The 15,606-nt window shown below is 75.5% G+C and carries 15 protein-coding genes; 6 read left to right on the top strand and 9 right to left on the bottom strand.

Annotated features, from left to right (window positions below; genetic code table 11):
* Positions 1–292: 292 nt before the first annotated feature.
* Genes ACL02R_RS15690 through ACL02R_RS15705 form a run of 4 tightly spaced genes read right to left on the bottom strand, consistent with a single transcriptional unit; the run spans position 293 to position 4,815 of the window.
* Positions 293–718: a hypothetical protein gene (locus tag ACL02R_RS15690; RefSeq protein ID WP_412797513.1), complete on the bottom strand. Its 426-nt coding sequence runs from the start codon at positions 716–718 to the stop codon at positions 293–295.
* Positions 711–2,090, bottom strand: coding sequence for a carboxyl transferase domain-containing protein (locus tag ACL02R_RS15695; RefSeq protein ID WP_412797514.1), 1,380 nt, complete (start codon positions 2,088–2,090; stop codon positions 711–713). Before ACL02R_RS15695 ends, ACL02R_RS15690 begins: the two co-directional genes overlap by 8 nt.
* Positions 2,083–3,534: an acyl-CoA synthetase gene (locus ACL02R_RS15700; RefSeq protein ID WP_412797515.1), complete on the bottom strand. Its 1,452-nt coding sequence runs from the start codon at positions 3,532–3,534 to the stop codon at positions 2,083–2,085. Before ACL02R_RS15700 ends, ACL02R_RS15695 begins: the two co-directional genes overlap by 8 nt.
* A 24-nt stretch (positions 3,535–3,558) precedes the next feature.
* The gene (locus ACL02R_RS15705; protein WP_412797516.1) at positions 3,559–4,815 is read right to left on the bottom strand and encodes an SLC13 family permease; all 1,257 of its coding nucleotides are present in this window, start codon (positions 4,813–4,815) and stop codon (positions 3,559–3,561) included.
* A gap of 166 nt (positions 4,816–4,981) precedes the next feature.
* On the opposite strand from ACL02R_RS15705, the gene ACL02R_RS15710 reads away from it, so the two are divergent.
* From ACL02R_RS15710 to ACL02R_RS15725, 4 genes are all read left to right on the top strand, one after another.
* On the top strand, positions 4,982–5,659 hold the full coding sequence (locus ACL02R_RS15710) for a FadR/GntR family transcriptional regulator (protein ID WP_412797560.1): 678 nt from the start codon (positions 4,982–4,984) through the stop codon (positions 5,657–5,659).
* A complete protein-coding gene (locus tag ACL02R_RS15715) occupies positions 5,656–6,042 on the top strand; it encodes a YrdB family protein (RefSeq protein ID WP_412797517.1) in 387 nt (128 codons plus the stop codon). Before ACL02R_RS15710 ends, ACL02R_RS15715 begins: the two co-directional genes overlap by 4 nt.
* 25 nt (positions 6,043–6,067) lie before the next feature.
* Positions 6,068–6,727 (top strand): phosphotransferase, encoded by a 660-nt coding sequence (locus tag ACL02R_RS15720; RefSeq protein WP_412797518.1) that lies wholly within the window; start codon positions 6,068–6,070, stop codon positions 6,725–6,727.
* A gap of 102 nt (positions 6,728–6,829) precedes the next feature.
* Complete coding sequence (locus tag ACL02R_RS15725) at positions 6,830–7,204, top strand: DUF4259 domain-containing protein (RefSeq protein ID WP_412797519.1); 375 nt, start codon at positions 6,830–6,832, stop codon at positions 7,202–7,204.
* 669 nt (positions 7,205–7,873) lie between these two features.
* On the opposite strand, the gene mfd is transcribed toward ACL02R_RS15725, so the two are convergent.
* Together mfd and ACL02R_RS15735 are read right to left on the bottom strand one after the other, a co-directional pair.
* The gene (mfd, locus tag ACL02R_RS15730; RefSeq protein ID WP_412797520.1) at positions 7,874–11,476 is read right to left on the bottom strand and encodes a transcription-repair coupling factor; all 3,603 of its coding nucleotides are present in this window, start codon (positions 11,474–11,476) and stop codon (positions 7,874–7,876) included.
* Positions 11,477–12,429: 953 nt separating this feature from the next.
* Entirely contained in the window at positions 12,430–13,062 is a 633-nt protein-coding gene (locus ACL02R_RS15735) for a TetR/AcrR family transcriptional regulator (RefSeq protein WP_412797521.1), read from the bottom strand.
* 92 nt (positions 13,063–13,154) lie between these two features.
* Between ACL02R_RS15735 and ACL02R_RS15740 the strand changes: the two genes are divergently transcribed.
* Positions 13,155–13,742: a peroxiredoxin-like family protein gene (locus ACL02R_RS15740; protein ID WP_412797522.1), complete on the top strand. Its 588-nt coding sequence runs from the start codon at positions 13,155–13,157 to the stop codon at positions 13,740–13,742.
* Between the two features lie 28 nt (positions 13,743–13,770).
* On the opposite strand, the gene ACL02R_RS15745 is transcribed toward ACL02R_RS15740, so the two are convergent.
* The 3 genes from ACL02R_RS15745 to ACL02R_RS15755 are packed head-to-tail and all read right to left on the bottom strand — an operon-like array spanning position 13,771 to position 14,767.
* Positions 13,771–13,965, bottom strand: coding sequence for a hypothetical protein (locus ACL02R_RS15745; RefSeq protein WP_412797523.1), 195 nt, complete (start codon positions 13,963–13,965; stop codon positions 13,771–13,773).
* Positions 13,966–13,970: 5 nt separating this feature from the next.
* The gene (locus tag ACL02R_RS15750; protein ID WP_412797524.1) at positions 13,971–14,288 is read right to left on the bottom strand and encodes a hypothetical protein; all 318 of its coding nucleotides are present in this window, start codon (positions 14,286–14,288) and stop codon (positions 13,971–13,973) included.
* Complete coding sequence (locus ACL02R_RS15755; RefSeq protein ID WP_412797525.1) at positions 14,285–14,767, bottom strand: OsmC family protein; 483 nt, start codon at positions 14,765–14,767, stop codon at positions 14,285–14,287. Before ACL02R_RS15755 ends, ACL02R_RS15750 begins: the two co-directional genes overlap by 4 nt.
* A gap of 172 nt (positions 14,768–14,939) precedes the next feature.
* Between ACL02R_RS15755 and ACL02R_RS15760 the strand changes: the two genes are divergently transcribed.
* A complete protein-coding gene (locus ACL02R_RS15760; protein ID WP_412797561.1) occupies positions 14,940–15,584 on the top strand; it encodes an HNH endonuclease family protein in 645 nt (214 codons plus the stop codon).
* Positions 15,585–15,606 lie beyond the last annotated feature (22 nt).

Genomic DNA, 15,606 nt, shown 5'->3' on the forward strand with positions numbered 1-15,606 from the left:
CGGAACGGCCCTCGCCGACCGCCGCGTGACGGCCGGGCACCACTCCGCCAACGACCAGGCCGGATGTCGTGGCGCAGGCGGGGTCCCGGAGGGATCGGGCGCCGGGTGCCGGGCGGTTGTCCCCCACCCTGTATGACGCGCAGTTCGGCACCGCCCAGGTCGCGCAGCAAGCGGCCGGGACCCCGGCCCGCATTGACGAACGGGCTCGCCGACCGCCGTGTACGTCGGCGCAGAACGGTCGTCACCGTGTACCGCGCCGGGTGTCGTCGGGCTGGCGGGTCCCCGGAGGGCGTCAGACGCCGGGTGTCGGGCGGTTGTCCTCCACGTGTATGAGGCGCAGTTGGGCACCGTCCAGATCGCGGAGCGTGCGGCCGTGCAGGCCGATGCTCAGATCCGAGCCGTCCGGACCGGTCGCCGCGTCGTCGGGCGCCACGTACGTGAGGACGTCCGGGTGGTGGCCGGTGACGACCCAGCCGCGCCCCTCGCCGAGGGATATCACTCCGAAGTCGGCCGCAGGGGAGCCGACCTGCACGGGGCCGAACTCCCCCAGTATCCGGACGGCCTGGCGCGTCAGGTCCTCCTCGGGCCGCACGAGGACGACACAGGTGCCGTGGGCGAACAGGGCCCAGGACTTGTCCGGCGCGTCGAGGATGCCGCGCCAGGCGGCGACGAGCGGTTCGGTCCCCACCGGGCTGTCCGGGGCGTCGGCGTCATTCATACGCCCCATCGTGGCGCATGGCACTGACAACGGGCCCGACCGTCCCGCGCGTGACGCCGAGCGCCGCCAGGTCCTGCGGGCGCGGGCGCAACTGGTCGGCCGTCGCGGGAACCTCGTCCGGCGTCCGCTTGAGGATGGCCGCCGCGCCCTCCGGCGCGATCACCGCGAAGTAACTGTCCGGTACCGCCCAGGTGTTGCCCGGCGGCGCCAGCGCCAGCGCCCCGCCCGAGCCGCCCTCGCCGACCAGCAGCCCCGTCACCGGCACCGGCGAGGTCGCCACCGCCGTGAACACCTCGGCGATCGCCGGGCCCGCGCCCGCCCGTTCGTCCTCGGGCCCGTTGGCCGCGCCCGGGGTGTCGATCAGGGTCAGCACCGGCACGCCGAGCCGCCCCGCGAGCCGGATCAGGCGGGCGGCGGTGCGGTAGCCCGCCGGGGTGGTGCGCGTCCCGCGCTGCGCGGCGTAGGCGACCGTACGGCCCGCGCGGCTGCCGAAGCCGCACAGCATCCCCGGGTCGGTGCCGCCGCAGCGGTCGCCGCTGACGGGCTCGCGGACGTCGAAGTACGCGTCGAGGTACGCGTCCGCGCGGGGCCTGCCCGCCGCGCGCGCCCTGGTCACGGCCTCCCAGCCGCTGCGGGGCAGCAGTTCGGCGGGCGCGGTGGTGCCCGAGCCAGGCGGTTCCACGGGGGCGAGCGGATGCGGCGGCGCGAGCAGGGCGACCAGGCGGCCGAGCCTGGCGGGCAGTTCGTCCGGCGCGACGACGGCGTCCACGTGCCCCGCCGCGTACTGGGCGCGCGCCGTGTACGCCGCCGGGTCCGCGCCGGGCGGCCGCACCCGTGAACCGGCGAAGCCGATCTGCGCCCCCTCGACGGCGAGCACCACGTCCGCACCCGCGCCGAGGACGGCCCAGCCGCCGCCCGTCGTCGGGTCGCGCGCGACGGCGACCTGCGGCAGCCCGGCGGCGCGCGTACGGGCCGACTCGGCGGTGAGGCGCTGGAGTTGCGCCAGCGCGCGCATGCCCTCCTGCATGCGGCTGCCGCCGGTCGCGAGCAGCGAGACGAGGGGGACGCGGCGTTCGCGCGCGGTGCGGTGCGCGGCGGCCAGCAGGTCGCCGGTGCGCTCGCCGAGCGAGCCGCCGAGGAAGCCGAACTCGAACGAGACCAGCACGACGTCACGCCCGCCGATCCGCGCCGTGCCGCACACCACCGACTCCGCCTCGCCGGTGCGGCGCGCGGCGGCGGCGCGGGCCGCGTCGTAACCGGCCCAGCCGATCGGGCCGTCCGGCGGGCCGGGCGTACGCGGTGGTGCGGCGGGCAGGTCGCGGAAGCCGTCCGCGACGGCGTGCGCGGCGGCGCGCGCGCCGGGCTCAGGCATGAAGGGACCGCTTCAGGATCTTGCCCATGTCGTTGCGCGGCAGGGCCGTCAGATAGCGGACGACGCGCGGGCGCTTGTGCGGGGCGAGGAGCGCGGCGACGTGTCCGGCGAGCGCGTCGGCGCCGGGCGGGTCGGCGGGGTCGGCGGGGACGATCCAGGCGACGATCCGCTCGCCGAGGTCGGGGTCGGGCTCCCCCGTGACGGCGGCCTCGCGGACGCCGGGATGGCCCAGCAGCGCGTTCTCGATCTCCCCGGCGCCGATCTTGTGGCCGCCGCTCTTGATGAGGTCGGTGGCGCGGCGGCCGACGATGCGGACGCGGCCGTCGGCGTCGCGCGTGGCCATGTCGCCGGTGCGGAACCAGCCGCCGGGGGCGAACGCGGCGGCGGTGGCGTCGGGGCGGTTCAGGTAGCCGGTGAAGAGGCTGGGCCCGCGCAGCTGGATCTCGCCGACGCACTCCGGGTCGTCCGGGGGCAGTTCGGCCCCCGCGTCGTCCACCAGGCGCAGCTCGACGCCCGCGAGGGGCGTGCCGACCGTGCCGGGGGGCGCGTCCGCGTCGTCAAGGCGCACGGAGGTGTTCATCAGCGTCTCCGTCATGCCGTACCGCTCGACGACGCGGCGTCCGGTGGCGCGGGCGATGGCCTCCCGGTCGGGAGCGGGCAGCGCGGCGGAGCCGGAGACGAGCAGGCGGGCGCCGGCGAGGGCGCGGACGAGGCGTTCGTCCGCGTCCAGTTCGGCGGCGATGCGGTGGTACATGGTGGGGACGCCGAACAGCATCGTCCCCTCCCCCGCGAGCGCTTCGGCCGCCGCGCCGGGCGAGAAGCGGCCCAGGTGGTGAAACGCGGCGCCGCGCCGCAGCGGGCCGAGGACGCCGAGGATCAGGCCGTGGACGTGGAAGAGGGGCAGCGCGTGCACGAGGACGTCGTCGCGCGTCCACCGCCAGGCGTCGGCGAGGGCGTCGAGGTTGGCGCGGATCGCGCGGCGGGGCAGGACGGCGCCCTTGGGCGGGCCGGTGGTGCCGGAGGTGTAGACGATCAGGGCCGGGGCCTCGTCGGGGGGTTCGGGGTACGGGGTGCCGGGCGCGCGGGCGGAGATGTCCACGTCCGTACGGGGCAGGGCGGCGGCGGGGCCGGGGAGCCCGGCGCCGGGGGCGGCGAGGAGGGCGGCGGGGGCGCTGTCGCCGAGGATGTGGGCCAGCTCGGCGTCGCCCGACTTGGGGTTGAGCGGCACGGCGGGCACCCCGGCCAGCAGCGCGGCGGCGACGGCGACGACCGTCTCGGGCGACGGCGTGGCCCAGACGGCGACGGGCCTGCCGGGCGTGAGCCCCTCCGCGACGGCGCGCGCGGCCCCGGTGAGCGCCGCGTGGCTGAGCGTCAGGCCGTCGAAGCGCGCGGCCGGGCGGTCCGGCGGCACGGCGGCGGAGAGGGTGGGCAGCAGCGGGGTCACGTTCGTTCCTCCCGTGGGTGGGGATCAGCCGAGTCCTGGGACGACGAGGACGAGCCACGCGGCGGCGGGCACGACCGCCACCACGGCTCCTCCGTACATCATGAGCTGCCGGAAGAACCGTTCCCGCCGGTCCTCGGGCGCGGCGGCCAGGACGAGGGCGCCGTTGGTCGAGAAGGGGCTGACGTCCACGACGGTGGCCGAGACGGCGAGCGCCGCGACCATCCCGACCGCCCCGATCTCGCCCTGCGCGAGGAACGGCACGGCCAGCGGGATCAGCGCGCCCATGATGCCGACGGACGACGCGAACGCCGAGATCAGCGCGCCGATGTAGCACAGCACGACGGCGGCGAGCAGGGGGACGCCGATGTCGCCGACCGCGTCGCCGGCCCAGGTGATCGTGCCCATCTCCTCCAGCACGCCCACGTAGGTGAGGACGCCGCAGATCAGCAGGACGGTGGACCAGGCGATCTCGGAGACGGCGCGGCGCCCTTCGTCGGGCCAGAAGATGTTGAGGACCACGGCCAGGGTGACGGCGGTCAGGCCCGCGTCCAGGTCGAGGACGAGGACGGCGAACACCAGCGCGGCGAGGGCGGCGAGCGTCGCGGCGCGGGCGGGGGTGAGGCCGGTGGCGCCGTCGTCCTCCTGGTCCGCGTCGCGCGGCGTGTCGTCCTCGCGTCCTGACAGGCGGGGGCCGCCGAGGGTGACGAACAGGACGCCGGCGATGAGGAGGTTGGCGACGAGGCTGGCGAGGAAGAGGACCAGCTCGTTCCCCGGCAGCCCCTCGCGGTCCATGATGCCGTTGACGATCGAGCCGTAGACGGAGATCGGCGAGAAGCCGCCGCCCTGCGCGCCGTGGATCACCATGCCGCCCATCAGGAGCGGGCTGATGCCGTAGCGCTGCGCGAAGCCGAGGGCGATCGGCGCGACGACGGCGACGGCGGCCGGGGACAGCGCGCCGATGCCCGTCAGGGCCGCGGTGATCACGAACATCACCCACGGGATGAGGGCGATGCGCCCGCCGACCAGGCGGATCGCGGCGCGCACCAGCCAGTCCGTCGTGCCGTTGGCGCGGGCGATGGCGAACAGGTAGGTGATGCCCACCAGGACGACGAACAGGTCGCCGGGGAATCCGGCGAAGATGCCGTCCGCGTCGAGGTCGGCGACGAGTTCGCCGACACCGAAGGCGGCGGCGAACGCGAGGACGCCCATGTTGATCGAGCGGGTGGTCGCGACGGCGAAGACGACGGCGAGGACGAGTATCGAGATCAGTTCCGGGGACACGGCGGCTCTCTCCCTCCGGCCGGAATTGGCCAAGTGGCTGAACCACAGTGGGTGTCGGGCGCGCCACCGTCAATACGCGGGACGGAATTGGTCCGGCCACCCGGCCACCTCCCGGGTTGTGACGCGGTGTTACGCTGCCCGGGTGACTGACGACTCCCTGCGCCCGATGGCGCGCACGCGGCTCTACGAGCAGGTGGTGGAGCGGCTGCGGAGCCATGTCGCGGACGGCGGACTGCGCGCGGGCGACCGGCTCCCGCCCGAACGCGAGCTGGCGCAGCGCCTCGGCGTGAGCCGCGCGTCGGTGCGGCAGGCCATCGTCGTCCTGGAGGTGCAGGGCCTGGTCGAGGTGCGGCACGGCGGGGGCACGTACCTGGTCGGCGACAGCCTCGACGCGGAGCCCGTGGAGCGGCTGATGGAACGCCGCAGGCGGCTGCCCGACGTGCTGGAGGCGCGCGAGGCGCTGGAGACGAAGCTCGCCGAACTCGCCGCCGAACGCCGCACGGAGGACGACCTCGCGGCGATGGCGGCGGCGCTCGACCACATGGAGCGCGAGATCGCCGGGGGCGGGCACGGCGTGGAGGGCGACCGGCTGTTCCACGCGGCGGTGACGGCGGCGGCGCACAGCGCGCTGCTCGCGGAGTTCATGCGGTCGATCGCCGAGCAGATCGCGGAGAGCAGGACGGAGTCCCTGCGGCAGCCGGGCCGTCCGGCGCGTTCGCTGGCGCAGCACCGGACGATCCGGGAGGCGATCGCGGCGGGGCGGCCCGGTCCGGCGGCGACGGCGATGCGGCGGCATGTGCGGACGGTGGCGAAGGTGCGGCTGCTCAGCTGGGATCCGTCATGACGGCGCGCGACGGGGGGCCCGTGCTGGAGGGGCCCTGGTACGTGACGCTGAACGAGGTGCTGGCGTTCGTGCTGGAGTTGGTGGCGATCGGGTGCCTGGCCTGGTGGGGCTTCGGGACGGACGGCGGCGTGGTGGCGCGTACGGCGCTCGGGATCGGGCTGCCGCTGGCCGGGGTGGTGTTGTGGGGGCTGTTCGCGGCGCCGAGGGCGCGGGTGCGGCTGCCGCTGGCGGGGGTGCTGGCGGTGAAGGCGCTGGTGTTCGGCGGGGGAGCCTGGGGGGTGCACGCGCGGGGGCACACGGCGGCGGCGGTCGTGCTGGCGGCTGTGATGGCCGTGAACACGGCGGTGGCCGAGACGGCGCGGCGGCGGGCCCGTACCCGTTGAGCTGCGCGGGCGCATACTGGCCCGCATGGAACTGATCGCCGCCGGACGGGACGCGGACGTGTACGCGCTGGACGGGGAGCGCGTGCTGCGGCGTTACCGGCGCGGCGGGTCGGCCGAGCGTGAGGCGCGGGTGATGGCGCACCTGGCGGCGTGCGGCTTCCCGGTGCCGCGCGTGCACGGTGTGGCGGGCGCGGACATGGTGCTGGAGCGGCTCTTCGGGCCGACGATGCTGGACGTGCTGGCGGCGCGGCCGTGGCGTGCGCGGGCGGTGGGGCGTGAACTGGGCGCGCTGCACGACCGGTTGCACCGGATACCCGCCCCGGGGTGGCTGCGGGAAGGCGCGGCGGGGGCGGGTGACGAGCGGGTGCTGCACCTGGACTTCCATCCGGGCAATGTCGTGCTGACGCCGCGCGGGCCCGTGGTGATCGACTGGCGTGACGCGGCGGCGGGCGACCCGGCGGCCGACCTGGCCATGACGCTGGTGACGGTGGGGACGTCCGACATCCCGTGGCGCGGTGTGCGGCTGGGGCGCCGGGCGCTGCTGCGGGGCCTGCGGGCGGGGTCGCGCGCCGATCCGGGCCCGGCGATGCGGGAGGCCGTCGCGGTGCGGCTGGGCAATCCGGCCGTGACGCCCGCCGAGGCGGCCAGGCTGCGGACCCTCGCGGGCTCGCTCGGCGCCGCCTGACCGGCTCGCATGTCAGGCGCCGTTGTCAGTGGCACCTGCTTCCATGGGGGCACGTGGGAGAGCCGGTGCGGACATGCGGCGGCGTTCTGTGGGGAGGCAGTCATGGGCACGTGGGACAGCGGCAACTTCGACAACGACACGGCGGCCGATCATCTGGCCAGGGTGATCGGGCGGCTGGTGGACGAGGTCGTCGCGGCGATGGCGGGCGATCCGGTGGGGATCGAGCCGGACGAGTACGGGGGCGTCGTCGTGCCGTGCAACGTGGAGTTGCTGACCGTCCTCGCCCGTGCGGGGTACGGGGCGGGGGCCCTGCCGGGGCGTGCGGTGGTGGAGGAGTGGCGGCGCCGGTACGTGGCGGTGTGGGAGCGGACGATCGACGGGCTCGAACCGACGCCCGAGTACCGGGCCGAGCGGCGCGCGATACTCGACCGCACCTTCGACGGTCTGGCCGAGGTCGCCGCGGAGGAGGCGGACTGACCGCGGGGGCGCGGGGCACGCCGGTCGTCAGGTGCCGCCTGCGGCGAGGCGGACGCGGAAGGCGGCGATGGCGGAGCCGGTGACCCTGTCGAGCGCCGCGCCTGGCGCGGGCCCCGCGCGCACGCGACCAGCACGGACGACCGGCACGGACGACCGGCACGGACGACCAGCCCAGGCCGAGGACGATGTGGACGGAGGTGAGCGGCAGGTACATCAGGCAGTGGGGTGTGCCCGGCGGGATGAACCGCGGCGGGACGGCGGCGTGGAAGACGCCCGCCTCGGAGTTCAGCAGGTTCGTCAGGGCGCCCTGACGGAAACCGCCGGCCGGCGTGCCCGCGGACGCCGAGCCGGACGAGGTACGCCGCGTCTGCCCGGCGCAGGCGGGTGTACGCGACCTGCGAGGCGGTGAGCGGCGCGGGTCACGCCGGGCGACGTGAGCGCGCCCCGCGCGAACGTTCCGGTCCCTGTGCCGGGGACGACACCTCAGGCACGCCTGCGGTGTCCGAGTCCGGCGGTGCGGAGGATGAGGGCGGTGCCGAGTCCGGGAGTGAGCGTCAGCAGCCCGACGACCAGGGCGAAGGACCACGGGGGGTGGCGGTGTCCATGGACCGCCGGCGTACGGCGACCGCCCCCGCGCGCGGCGGCGGGGGGCGGCTCGGCAGGTCCCGGTCAGGAACCGGGGATGGTGGTGAGGAACTCGCCCGTCCACGCGAGGAGGTCGCGCCCGGTCAGCGGCTTCCCGCCGATGCGGGCGGTCGTCGGCCTCGGCACGAGGACCTGCTGGGTGGACCGCTTGACGACCGAGCCGGGGTAGACCCGGTTCAGCCGCAGCTCCTGCGACTCGCGCAGGTCCACCGGCGAGAAGCGGATGCGGCTGCCCTGGAGCGTGACGTCCGTGACGCCGCAGGAGCGGGCCAGCATCCGCAGCCCCGCGACGAGCAGCAGGTTCTCCGTCGCCTCGGGCAGCGGCCCGTACCGGTCGGTGAGTTCCTCGCGGACGGCGCGGATGTCCTCCTCGCTGTTCGCGGCGGCGATGGCGCGGTACGCCTGGAGGCGCAGCCGCTCCCCCGGCGCGTAGTCGTGCGGCACATGGGCGTCGACGGGCAGCTCGATCTTGACTTCGAGCAGCGTCTCGTCGGGCTCGCCGCCCTCGCCCGACTCCAGCGCCGCGCGGTAGTCCGCCACGGCCTCGCCGACCATGCGGACGTACAGGTCGAAGCCGACACCCGCGATGTGCCCCGACTGCTCGCCGCCGAGGAGGTTGCCCGCGCCGCGGATCTCCAGGTCTTTCATGGCGACGTACATGCCCGCGCCCATCTCGGTGTGCTGCGCGATGGTGGCGAGCCGCTCGTGCGCCGTCTCGGTCAGCGGCTTCTCCGGCGGGTACAGGAAGTACGCGTAGCCGCGCTCCCGGCCGCGCCCGACGCGGCCGCGCAGCTGGTGGAGCTGCGAGAGGCCGAACATGTCGCCGCGCTCGACGATCAGCGTGTTCGCGTTCGAGATGTCGATGCCGGACTCGACGATCGTCGTGGAGACCAGCACGTCGGACCGCTTCTCCCAGAAGTCCACGACGACCCGTTCCAGCGCGCCCTCGCTCATCTGGCCGTGCGCGGTGGCGATCCGCGCCTCCGGCACGATCTGCCGCAGGCGCGCGGCGACCCGGTCGATGGACTCGACGCGGTTGTGGATGTAGAAGACCTGGCCCTCGCGCAGCAGTTCGCGGCGGATCGCGGCGCCGATCTGCCGTTCCTCGTACGGCCCGACGAACGTGAGGACCGGGTGGCGCTCCTCCGGCGGCGTCGTGATCGTGGACATCTCGCGGATGCCGGTGACGGCCATCTCCAGCGTGCGCGGAATGGGCGTGGCGGACATGGTGAGGACATCCACGTTGGCGCGCAGCTTCTTCAGCTGCTCCTTGTGCTCCACGCCGAACCGCTGCTCCTCGTCCACGATGACGAGGCCGAGGTCCTTGAACTTCACCTCGGACGAGAACAGCCGGTGCGTCCCGATCACCACGTCGATCGACCCGTCCCGCAGCCCTTCGAGCGTCGCCCGCGCGTCGCTCTCGGACTGGAACCGCGACAGGGGGCGCACGTTCACGGGGAACTGGGCGTAGCGCTCGGAGAACGTGCCGAAGTGCTGCTGCACCAGCAGCGTCGTCGGCACCAGCACGGCGACCTGCTTGCCGTCCTGCACCGCCTTGAACGCCGCGCGCACGGCGATCTCCGTCTTGCCGTAGCCGACGTCGCCGCAGATCAGCCGGTCCATGGGGACCGACTTCTCCATGTCCTCCTTGACCTCGGCGATGGTCGTCAGCTGGTCGGGCGTCTCGGCCCAGGGGAACGCGTCCTCCAGCTCGCGCTGCCAGGGCGTGTCGGGGCCGAAGGGATGCCCGGGGGCGGCCATGCGCGCCGAGTACAGCTTGATGAGGTCGGCCGCGATCTCCTTGACGGCCTTGCGGGCGCGCGCCTTCGTCTTGGTCCAGTCGGCGCCGCCGAGCCGGTGCAGCGAGGGCGCCTCGCCGCCCACGTACTTGGTGACGAGGTCGAGCTGGTCCGTCGGGACGAACAGCCGGTCGCCCGGCTGCCCGCGCTTGGCCGGCGCGTACTCCACGACGAGGTACTCGCGCGTGGCGCCCTGCACCGTCCGCTGGACCATCTCGATGTAGCGGCCCACGCCGTGCTGCTCGTGGACGATGAAGTCGCCCGCCTCCAGCGTCAGCGGGTCCAGGGTCTTGCGCCGCCTGGCGGGCATCCTGGCGCCCTCGCGGCCTGCCGCCCGCTGGCCGGTGAGGTCGGTCTCGGTGAGGACGGCGAGCCGCAGCGCCGGGGCGACGAAGCCGTGCTCGACCGCGCCGCACGAGACGTGCACGACGGACGGGCCGAGGTCGGCGGGCAGCACCGGGTCGAGGCGGGCGGGGATGTTCTCGCCGCCGAGGATGTCCACGGTGCGGCTGGCCGGGCCCTGCCCCTCGGTGAGGTAGACGACGCGCCAGCCGTCGGCGAGCCAGCCCTTGGTGTCGGCGAGGGCGCGGGCGGTGTCGCCGCGGTAGCTCTCGGCGGCCCGCAGGCCGAGGCGGAGCGTGTCGTCGCCCGTCGCGCCGTCGTCGCCGCCGCCCGGCTCGGGCGGCAGGTCGCTGGCCTCGCCCGCGTCCACGCTCTGCGAGAAGGGGGACACGGACCACCAGGGCATGCCGAGCGCGGCGGCGTGCTCGCGCACGTCGGCCAGGCCGCGCAGGGACGCGGCGCCGACATCGATCGGCGCCTCGCCGGTGTCGCTCATCGAGGCGGCGGCCCAGGAGGCGTGCAGGAACTCCTGGCTGGTCGCGACGAGGTCGGCGGCCCGGGTGCGGACGCGTTCGGGGTCGAGGACGACCGTCATCGACCGGGCGGGGAGGACGTCGAGGAGCAGTTCCATGTCGTCCACGAGGACGGGCGCCAGGGACTCCATGCCCTCCACGGCGATGCCCTCGGCGATCCTGCCGAGCAGTTCGACCAGTTCGGGGTGGGCGACGGCCAGCTCGGCGGCGCGGCGGCGCACGTCGTCGGTGAGGAGCAGTTCGCGGCAGGGCGGGGCCCACAGGCCGTGCTCGGCCACTTCGAGGGACCGCTGGTCGGCGACCTTGAAGTAGCGGATCTCCTCGATGTCGTCGCCCCAGAACTCCACCCGGAGGGGGTGCTCCTCGGTCGGCGGGAACACGTCGAGGATGCCGCCGCGCACGGCGAACTCGCCGCGTTTCTCGACCAGTTCGACCCTGCTGTAGGCGGCGGCCGCCAGCGCCTCGGTGACGGCGGGCAGGTCGGCGCTCGTGCCGGTGTGCAGCTCGACGGGGACGAGGTCGCCCAGGCCCTTGACCTGCGGCTGAATGACCGAGCGGATCGGGGCGACGACCACCGAGACGGGACCGGCGCCCGGGTCGTCGGCGCGCGGGTGGGCCAGGCGCCGCAGGACGGCGAGGCGGCGGCCGACCGTGTCCGCGCGCGGCGACAGGCGCTCGTGCGGCAGGGTCTCCCAGGCCGGGTACTCGACGACGGTGTCCGGGGGCAGCAGCGAGCGCAGCGCGGCGGCCAGGTCCTCGGCCTCGCGGCCGGTGGCGGTCACCGCGAGGACGGTGCGGCCGGTGCCGCGGGCGAGCGCGGCGAGGGCGAAGGGCCGTGCGGCGGGCGGGCCGACGAGATCCACGTTGCGGCGGGCGGCGTCGCCGGTGGCGGCGACGGCTTCGGCGAGCGTCGGCTCGTGCGAGACGGCGGCGAGCAGACCGGCGAGAGACATCAGAGCTTTTCCGTCCCCGGAAATGGACAAAAGATGGACAGAGCGGGCAACACGAAAGCCCGGCGGGAGCACCGACCGGGGGGTTCCAGGGTACGCCGCCGCGCGGGTGACCGCGTCCTGGCCCGGGACGCATCGCGCGCGCGTTCCTGCCGCGCGGCACGCGCCGTCGCCGACCCGCCGCCGGGGCCCCCGACGGGAACCGGCCCGCGCCCCCGGCGAGCGGACGAAAGACGAGCGGCCCGACCGCGAGGCCGTACACAAGATCGAACGGCGCGATCCTTTCCGGTCCGTGAACGGACGCGACGTGCCCCGCGTCCGGCACCGCCCTGCCCGGACGAGTCGCCACCCGGGCGGGAGGCGCCGAGGAGCGGGGGCCCGTGCCTGCGCAGCACAGCCGTACCCGGTGAAGACGCAGGCGGCTGGGCAGTCTCGTGTGCCGGAGGCCCTCCGGCGTCTGCCGCGAGGCTGTCGGCTCCGGGAGCAACGCAGCCGTGATGCCCGGGACGTCCGGCTGCGCTCGGGCGCGGGCGGGCGGCAGCGCGTACAGGCAGTCGCGGCGGAGAAGCCGCCCGCCGGGCGCTCGGGGTCCTCGGCCGCCGTGGCGGGCGGGGCGCAGGAGCTGTCCGGGGCTGCGCTCAGGCGCGGGCGGGCGGCAGGCCGGGTGGGCGCGCAGGCCGCGTGACAGCCGGGCCGGGACCGGCCGGGACCTTCGCGTGCCGGGAACCCACAGCGTCGGCGCCGTGGCGGGCGGGGACGAGCAGTGCGACCGAACGCCGGCGGCGTGCGGTGCCGCCCGGGACACGGGTGGACGACGGCTCGGATGCGGCGCGGCGCGCGGTCCGGGGAGGAACCAGCGCCGGTCGGCGAGCGGGCAGGCCGCGCGGCGGCCGGCCGCGCGCCTGGAGTCCACGGCCGCTGTGGCGGCCGGAGCCGTACCCGGGCGCGCGGCGGGGTCAGGTGGGCCGGTCGTCCGTCTCGGCGCGCAGGCCGCGCAGGAGCAGGTCGAGGCCCCGGGCGAACTCCTCGTCCGCCGGGAGGCGCCCCGCGTCGGCGGCCGTGGCGGCCAGCAGCGGGTAGCGGTCCGCGGGCAGTGCGGCGAGGACGCCGGTGCCGGGTCCCGCGAGCGGGCCGAGCCGGTTGTTCTGGAGAGCGCCGACCAGGTAGCTCGTCAGCGCGCGCAGCGCGGCCACGCGCCGGACGCCGCCGAGGCCCGTCCCGGTCAGCACGCCGAGGACCGCCTCCGACCAGCGCCACACGCCCGGCGCGGACTGCCGGTGGGTCACCAGCAGCGGCACCGCCCCGGGGTGCTCGCCCACCGCGGCCCGCACCCGTTCCATCAGGGCGGCCACCTGCCGGTCCCACGGCAGGCCGGGCGGCGGCGCCACGTCGATGTCCCGCAGGACGCGGTCGACGACGAGGCGTTCGAGCTCGGCGCGGTCGGCGACGTACCGGTAGACCGCCATCGTGGACATGCCCAGTTCGGCGGCGGCGGCGCGCATGGTCAGGCCGCCGGTGCCGTCGCGGTCGAGGACGGCGAGCGCGGCGTCGGCGAGTTGCGCGGGGGTGAGGGAACGGGGTCGTGGCATCGCCTTGACAGCGTACCCCGTACGCTCATAGCGTCCCGTTAGGCGTACGTCGCACGCTTACGCCTCGTGCCCAGCGAAGGGACCGATCACGCATGCCCACACTCCACCCCTCCCCGCCCCCCGGGCCCGGCTCCGTCGTCGCCCCGCGCGAGCTGACGGCGCTCGGCGGCGGGAGCATCGCCGTCCCGGCGCGGGACGGGAAGCTGGTGCACCTCCAGTTCCGCCGCTTCGCGGGCTGCCCGGTCTGCAACCTGCACCTGCGGTCCATCGCGACGCGGCACGGCGAGATCACCGCCGCGGGCATCCGGGAGGTCGTGGTCTTCCACTCTCCCGAGTCCGAACTCGCGCCGCACGCCGACGGGTTGCCGTTCCCGCTGGTCGCCGATCCGGAGCAGGCGCTCTACCGCGAGTTCGGGATCGAACGCGGCGCGCGCTCCGTGCTCAGCCCGCGCGCCTGGCCCGCCATGGCGTACGGGGTGCTGCGGGACCTCGGCCCGGTGCTGCTCGGCCGCCGCCGGCCGCCCGTCGCCCGCCCCGAGGGCGGACGGCTCGGCCTCCCCGGCGACTTCCTGATCGCCCCGGACGGCACGGTCGTCGCGGCCAAGCACGGCACGCACGCCTCCGACCAGTGGTCCGTGGACGAACTGCTCGCCCACGCCGCCACCGCGCGCGCCCGGTGAGCTTCGACCGGGTCGCGGACGACGCCCGTCACGAGGTGGCGGGTGGCTGGTGCGACGAGCCGCTGTCCGCCGCCGCCCCGGCGGGCGAGGCGGTCGGCACCGACATCGCCGGGCCCCCGTTCGCCCACACCCGGGAGACGGCGGCGCGGCGCGCGGTGCGGAACGTGGCGTCCGCGCGCGGCGACGCGCAGACACACCGTTTCGCCGACGGCGGGTTCGGCATCACCCTCAGCCGCGACGGCGTGATGTCTCCGCCGGCCCGGCCGCCGCGTTCGCCGTGCCGGGCGACCCGGCGGCGAACGAGCTGCCGCGCGTGGACGTCCGCGGCGCGCCCGGCGTGCCGTCGCCCGCCGGGCGGGACCGGATCGCGCGGCTCCTGACCGGCGCGGGCCACGAGGCGATCGCCGTCACGGCCCTGGCGTCGCGGCTGCGGCTCGGCGCGACGACCGCCGAGGCCGCCGCGTTCCTCCGGGCCTGGGGCGCCGTGCGCGCGACGCCCTGCCCGCCCCGGACGATCCGGCCGCGCGGGGCGGTCCTGCTCGTCACCGCCCGGCGACCCGGATCTCCGGCTCGTGGCGGACGGGGAAGTTGACGGACGCGGCGATGAAGCAGCTCTCGGACGCGGGCCCGTGCAGCCGCGTCGCCGTCTCGGCCATGTGCGCCTCGGCGACCGTCACCACCGGCCGCAGCACGACCTCGGTGAACGCGCCCGCGCCGCCCGTCTCGTCCATGGTGCCGCTCGCCGCGTCCTCGTAGGAGGTGACGACGACCTTCCGCAGCGAGCAGAGGGCGAGGTAGCTGAGCATGTGGCACTGGGAGAGGGCGGCGACGAGGAGTTCCTCCGGGTTCCAGCGCGCGGCGTCGCCGAGGAACGCGGGGTCGGCGCTGCCGGGGAGGGCGGCGGTCTTCCCGGCGGCGGTCGCCTCGGTGTCGCGTGCGTAGGTCTTGTAGGCGGTGGTGCCGCCCGAGGCGGCTCCGGTCCAGCGGACGGTGACGTCGTAGCCGTGCTGTCGTGCCCTGCTCACGGGGACCGCTCCTTCACATGACGAGTGCCGATCCTCCCATGATCCCGCACCCAATCTGACGTGAGCATGCCCCTAATCTGTTACCTGTCGCTCGCGGTGAAGAAACGTTCCGCCGCAACGATGGCACGTGAGCCAGGCCCCTGTCCGCCCCCACAGCGAGGGACTTCGCGTGATTCCCCACCTCTACGCGCGTCACCGCATAGCCATGGCCGCGGCCCTCACCGGCGTCGCCACCGTGGCCTCCCTGGTCAACGGCCCCGCCGCGCAGGCCGCGCTCCCGACACCGGTCAGCGCCGCGACGGCCCGCTCGTACCTCGCCGCCCTGCCCGTGGCAGCCGAGGACCGCACCGGCTACAACCGTGACCTCTTCCCCCACTGGATCACCCAGAGCGGCGCCTGCAACACCCGCGAGGTCGTCCTGCGCCGCGACGGCACGAACGTCGTCACCGACAGCAGTTGCGCGGCGACCAGCGGCAGTTGGTACTCGACCTACGACGGCGCCACCTGGTCGGCCGCCTCGGACGTGGACATCGACCACCTGGTGCCGCTGGCCGAGGCCTGGGACTCGGGCGCCGACGCGTGGACGACGTCCCGCAGGCAGGCGTTCGCCAACGACCTGACGCGGCCCCAGCTGATCGCCGTCACCGACAACGTCAACCAGTCCAAGGGCGACAAGGACCCGGCGCAGTGGCTGCCGCCGCGCACCGCGTACCGCTGCACGTACGCCCGCGCGTGGGTCCAGGTGAAGCACTACTACGGGCTTTCCGTGGACTCCGCCGAGAAGAGCGCCCTGAGCGGCGTCCTCAACGGCTGCTGACCCTCCGCCGCCGCCCGGCACC

It is taken from the genome of Streptomyces sp. MS19, from assembly GCF_047200595.1.
Lineage (GTDB): Bacteria > Actinomycetota > Actinomycetes > Streptomycetales > Streptomycetaceae > Streptomyces.

What these genes read in the sequence shown, in the direction of transcription:
- ACL02R_RS15690 (WP_412797513.1), bottom strand. Translation starts at nt 718, where the DNA reads ATGAATGACGCCGACGCCCCGGACAGCCCGGTGGGGACCGAACCGCTC.
- ACL02R_RS15695 (WP_412797514.1), bottom strand. Translation starts at nt 2,090, where the DNA reads ATGCCTGAGCCCGGCGCGCGCGCCGCCGCGCACGCCGTCGCGGACGGC.
- ACL02R_RS15710 (WP_412797560.1), top strand. Translation starts at nt 4,982, where the DNA reads ATGGCGCGCACGCGGCTCTACGAGCAGGTGGTGGAGCGGCTGCGGAGC.
- ACL02R_RS15715 (WP_412797517.1), top strand. Translation starts at nt 5,656, where the DNA reads ATGACGGCGCGCGACGGGGGGCCCGTGCTGGAGGGGCCCTGGTACGTG.
- ACL02R_RS15720 (WP_412797518.1), top strand. Translation starts at nt 6,068, where the DNA reads ATGGAACTGATCGCCGCCGGACGGGACGCGGACGTGTACGCGCTGGAC.
- ACL02R_RS15725 (WP_412797519.1), top strand. Translation starts at nt 6,830, where the DNA reads ATGGGCACGTGGGACAGCGGCAACTTCGACAACGACACGGCGGCCGAT.
- mfd (WP_412797520.1), bottom strand. Translation starts at nt 11,476, where the DNA reads ATGTCTCTCGCCGGTCTGCTCGCCGCCGTCTCGCACGAGCCGACGCTC.
- ACL02R_RS15735 (WP_412797521.1), bottom strand. Translation starts at nt 13,062, where the DNA reads ATGCCACGACCCCGTTCCCTCACCCCCGCGCAACTCGCCGACGCCGCG.
- ACL02R_RS15740 (WP_412797522.1), top strand. Translation starts at nt 13,155, where the DNA reads ATGCCCACACTCCACCCCTCCCCGCCCCCCGGGCCCGGCTCCGTCGTC.
- ACL02R_RS15745 (WP_412797523.1), bottom strand. Translation starts at nt 13,965, where the DNA reads ATGCCGAACCCGCCGTCGGCGAAACGGTGTGTCTGCGCGTCGCCGCGC.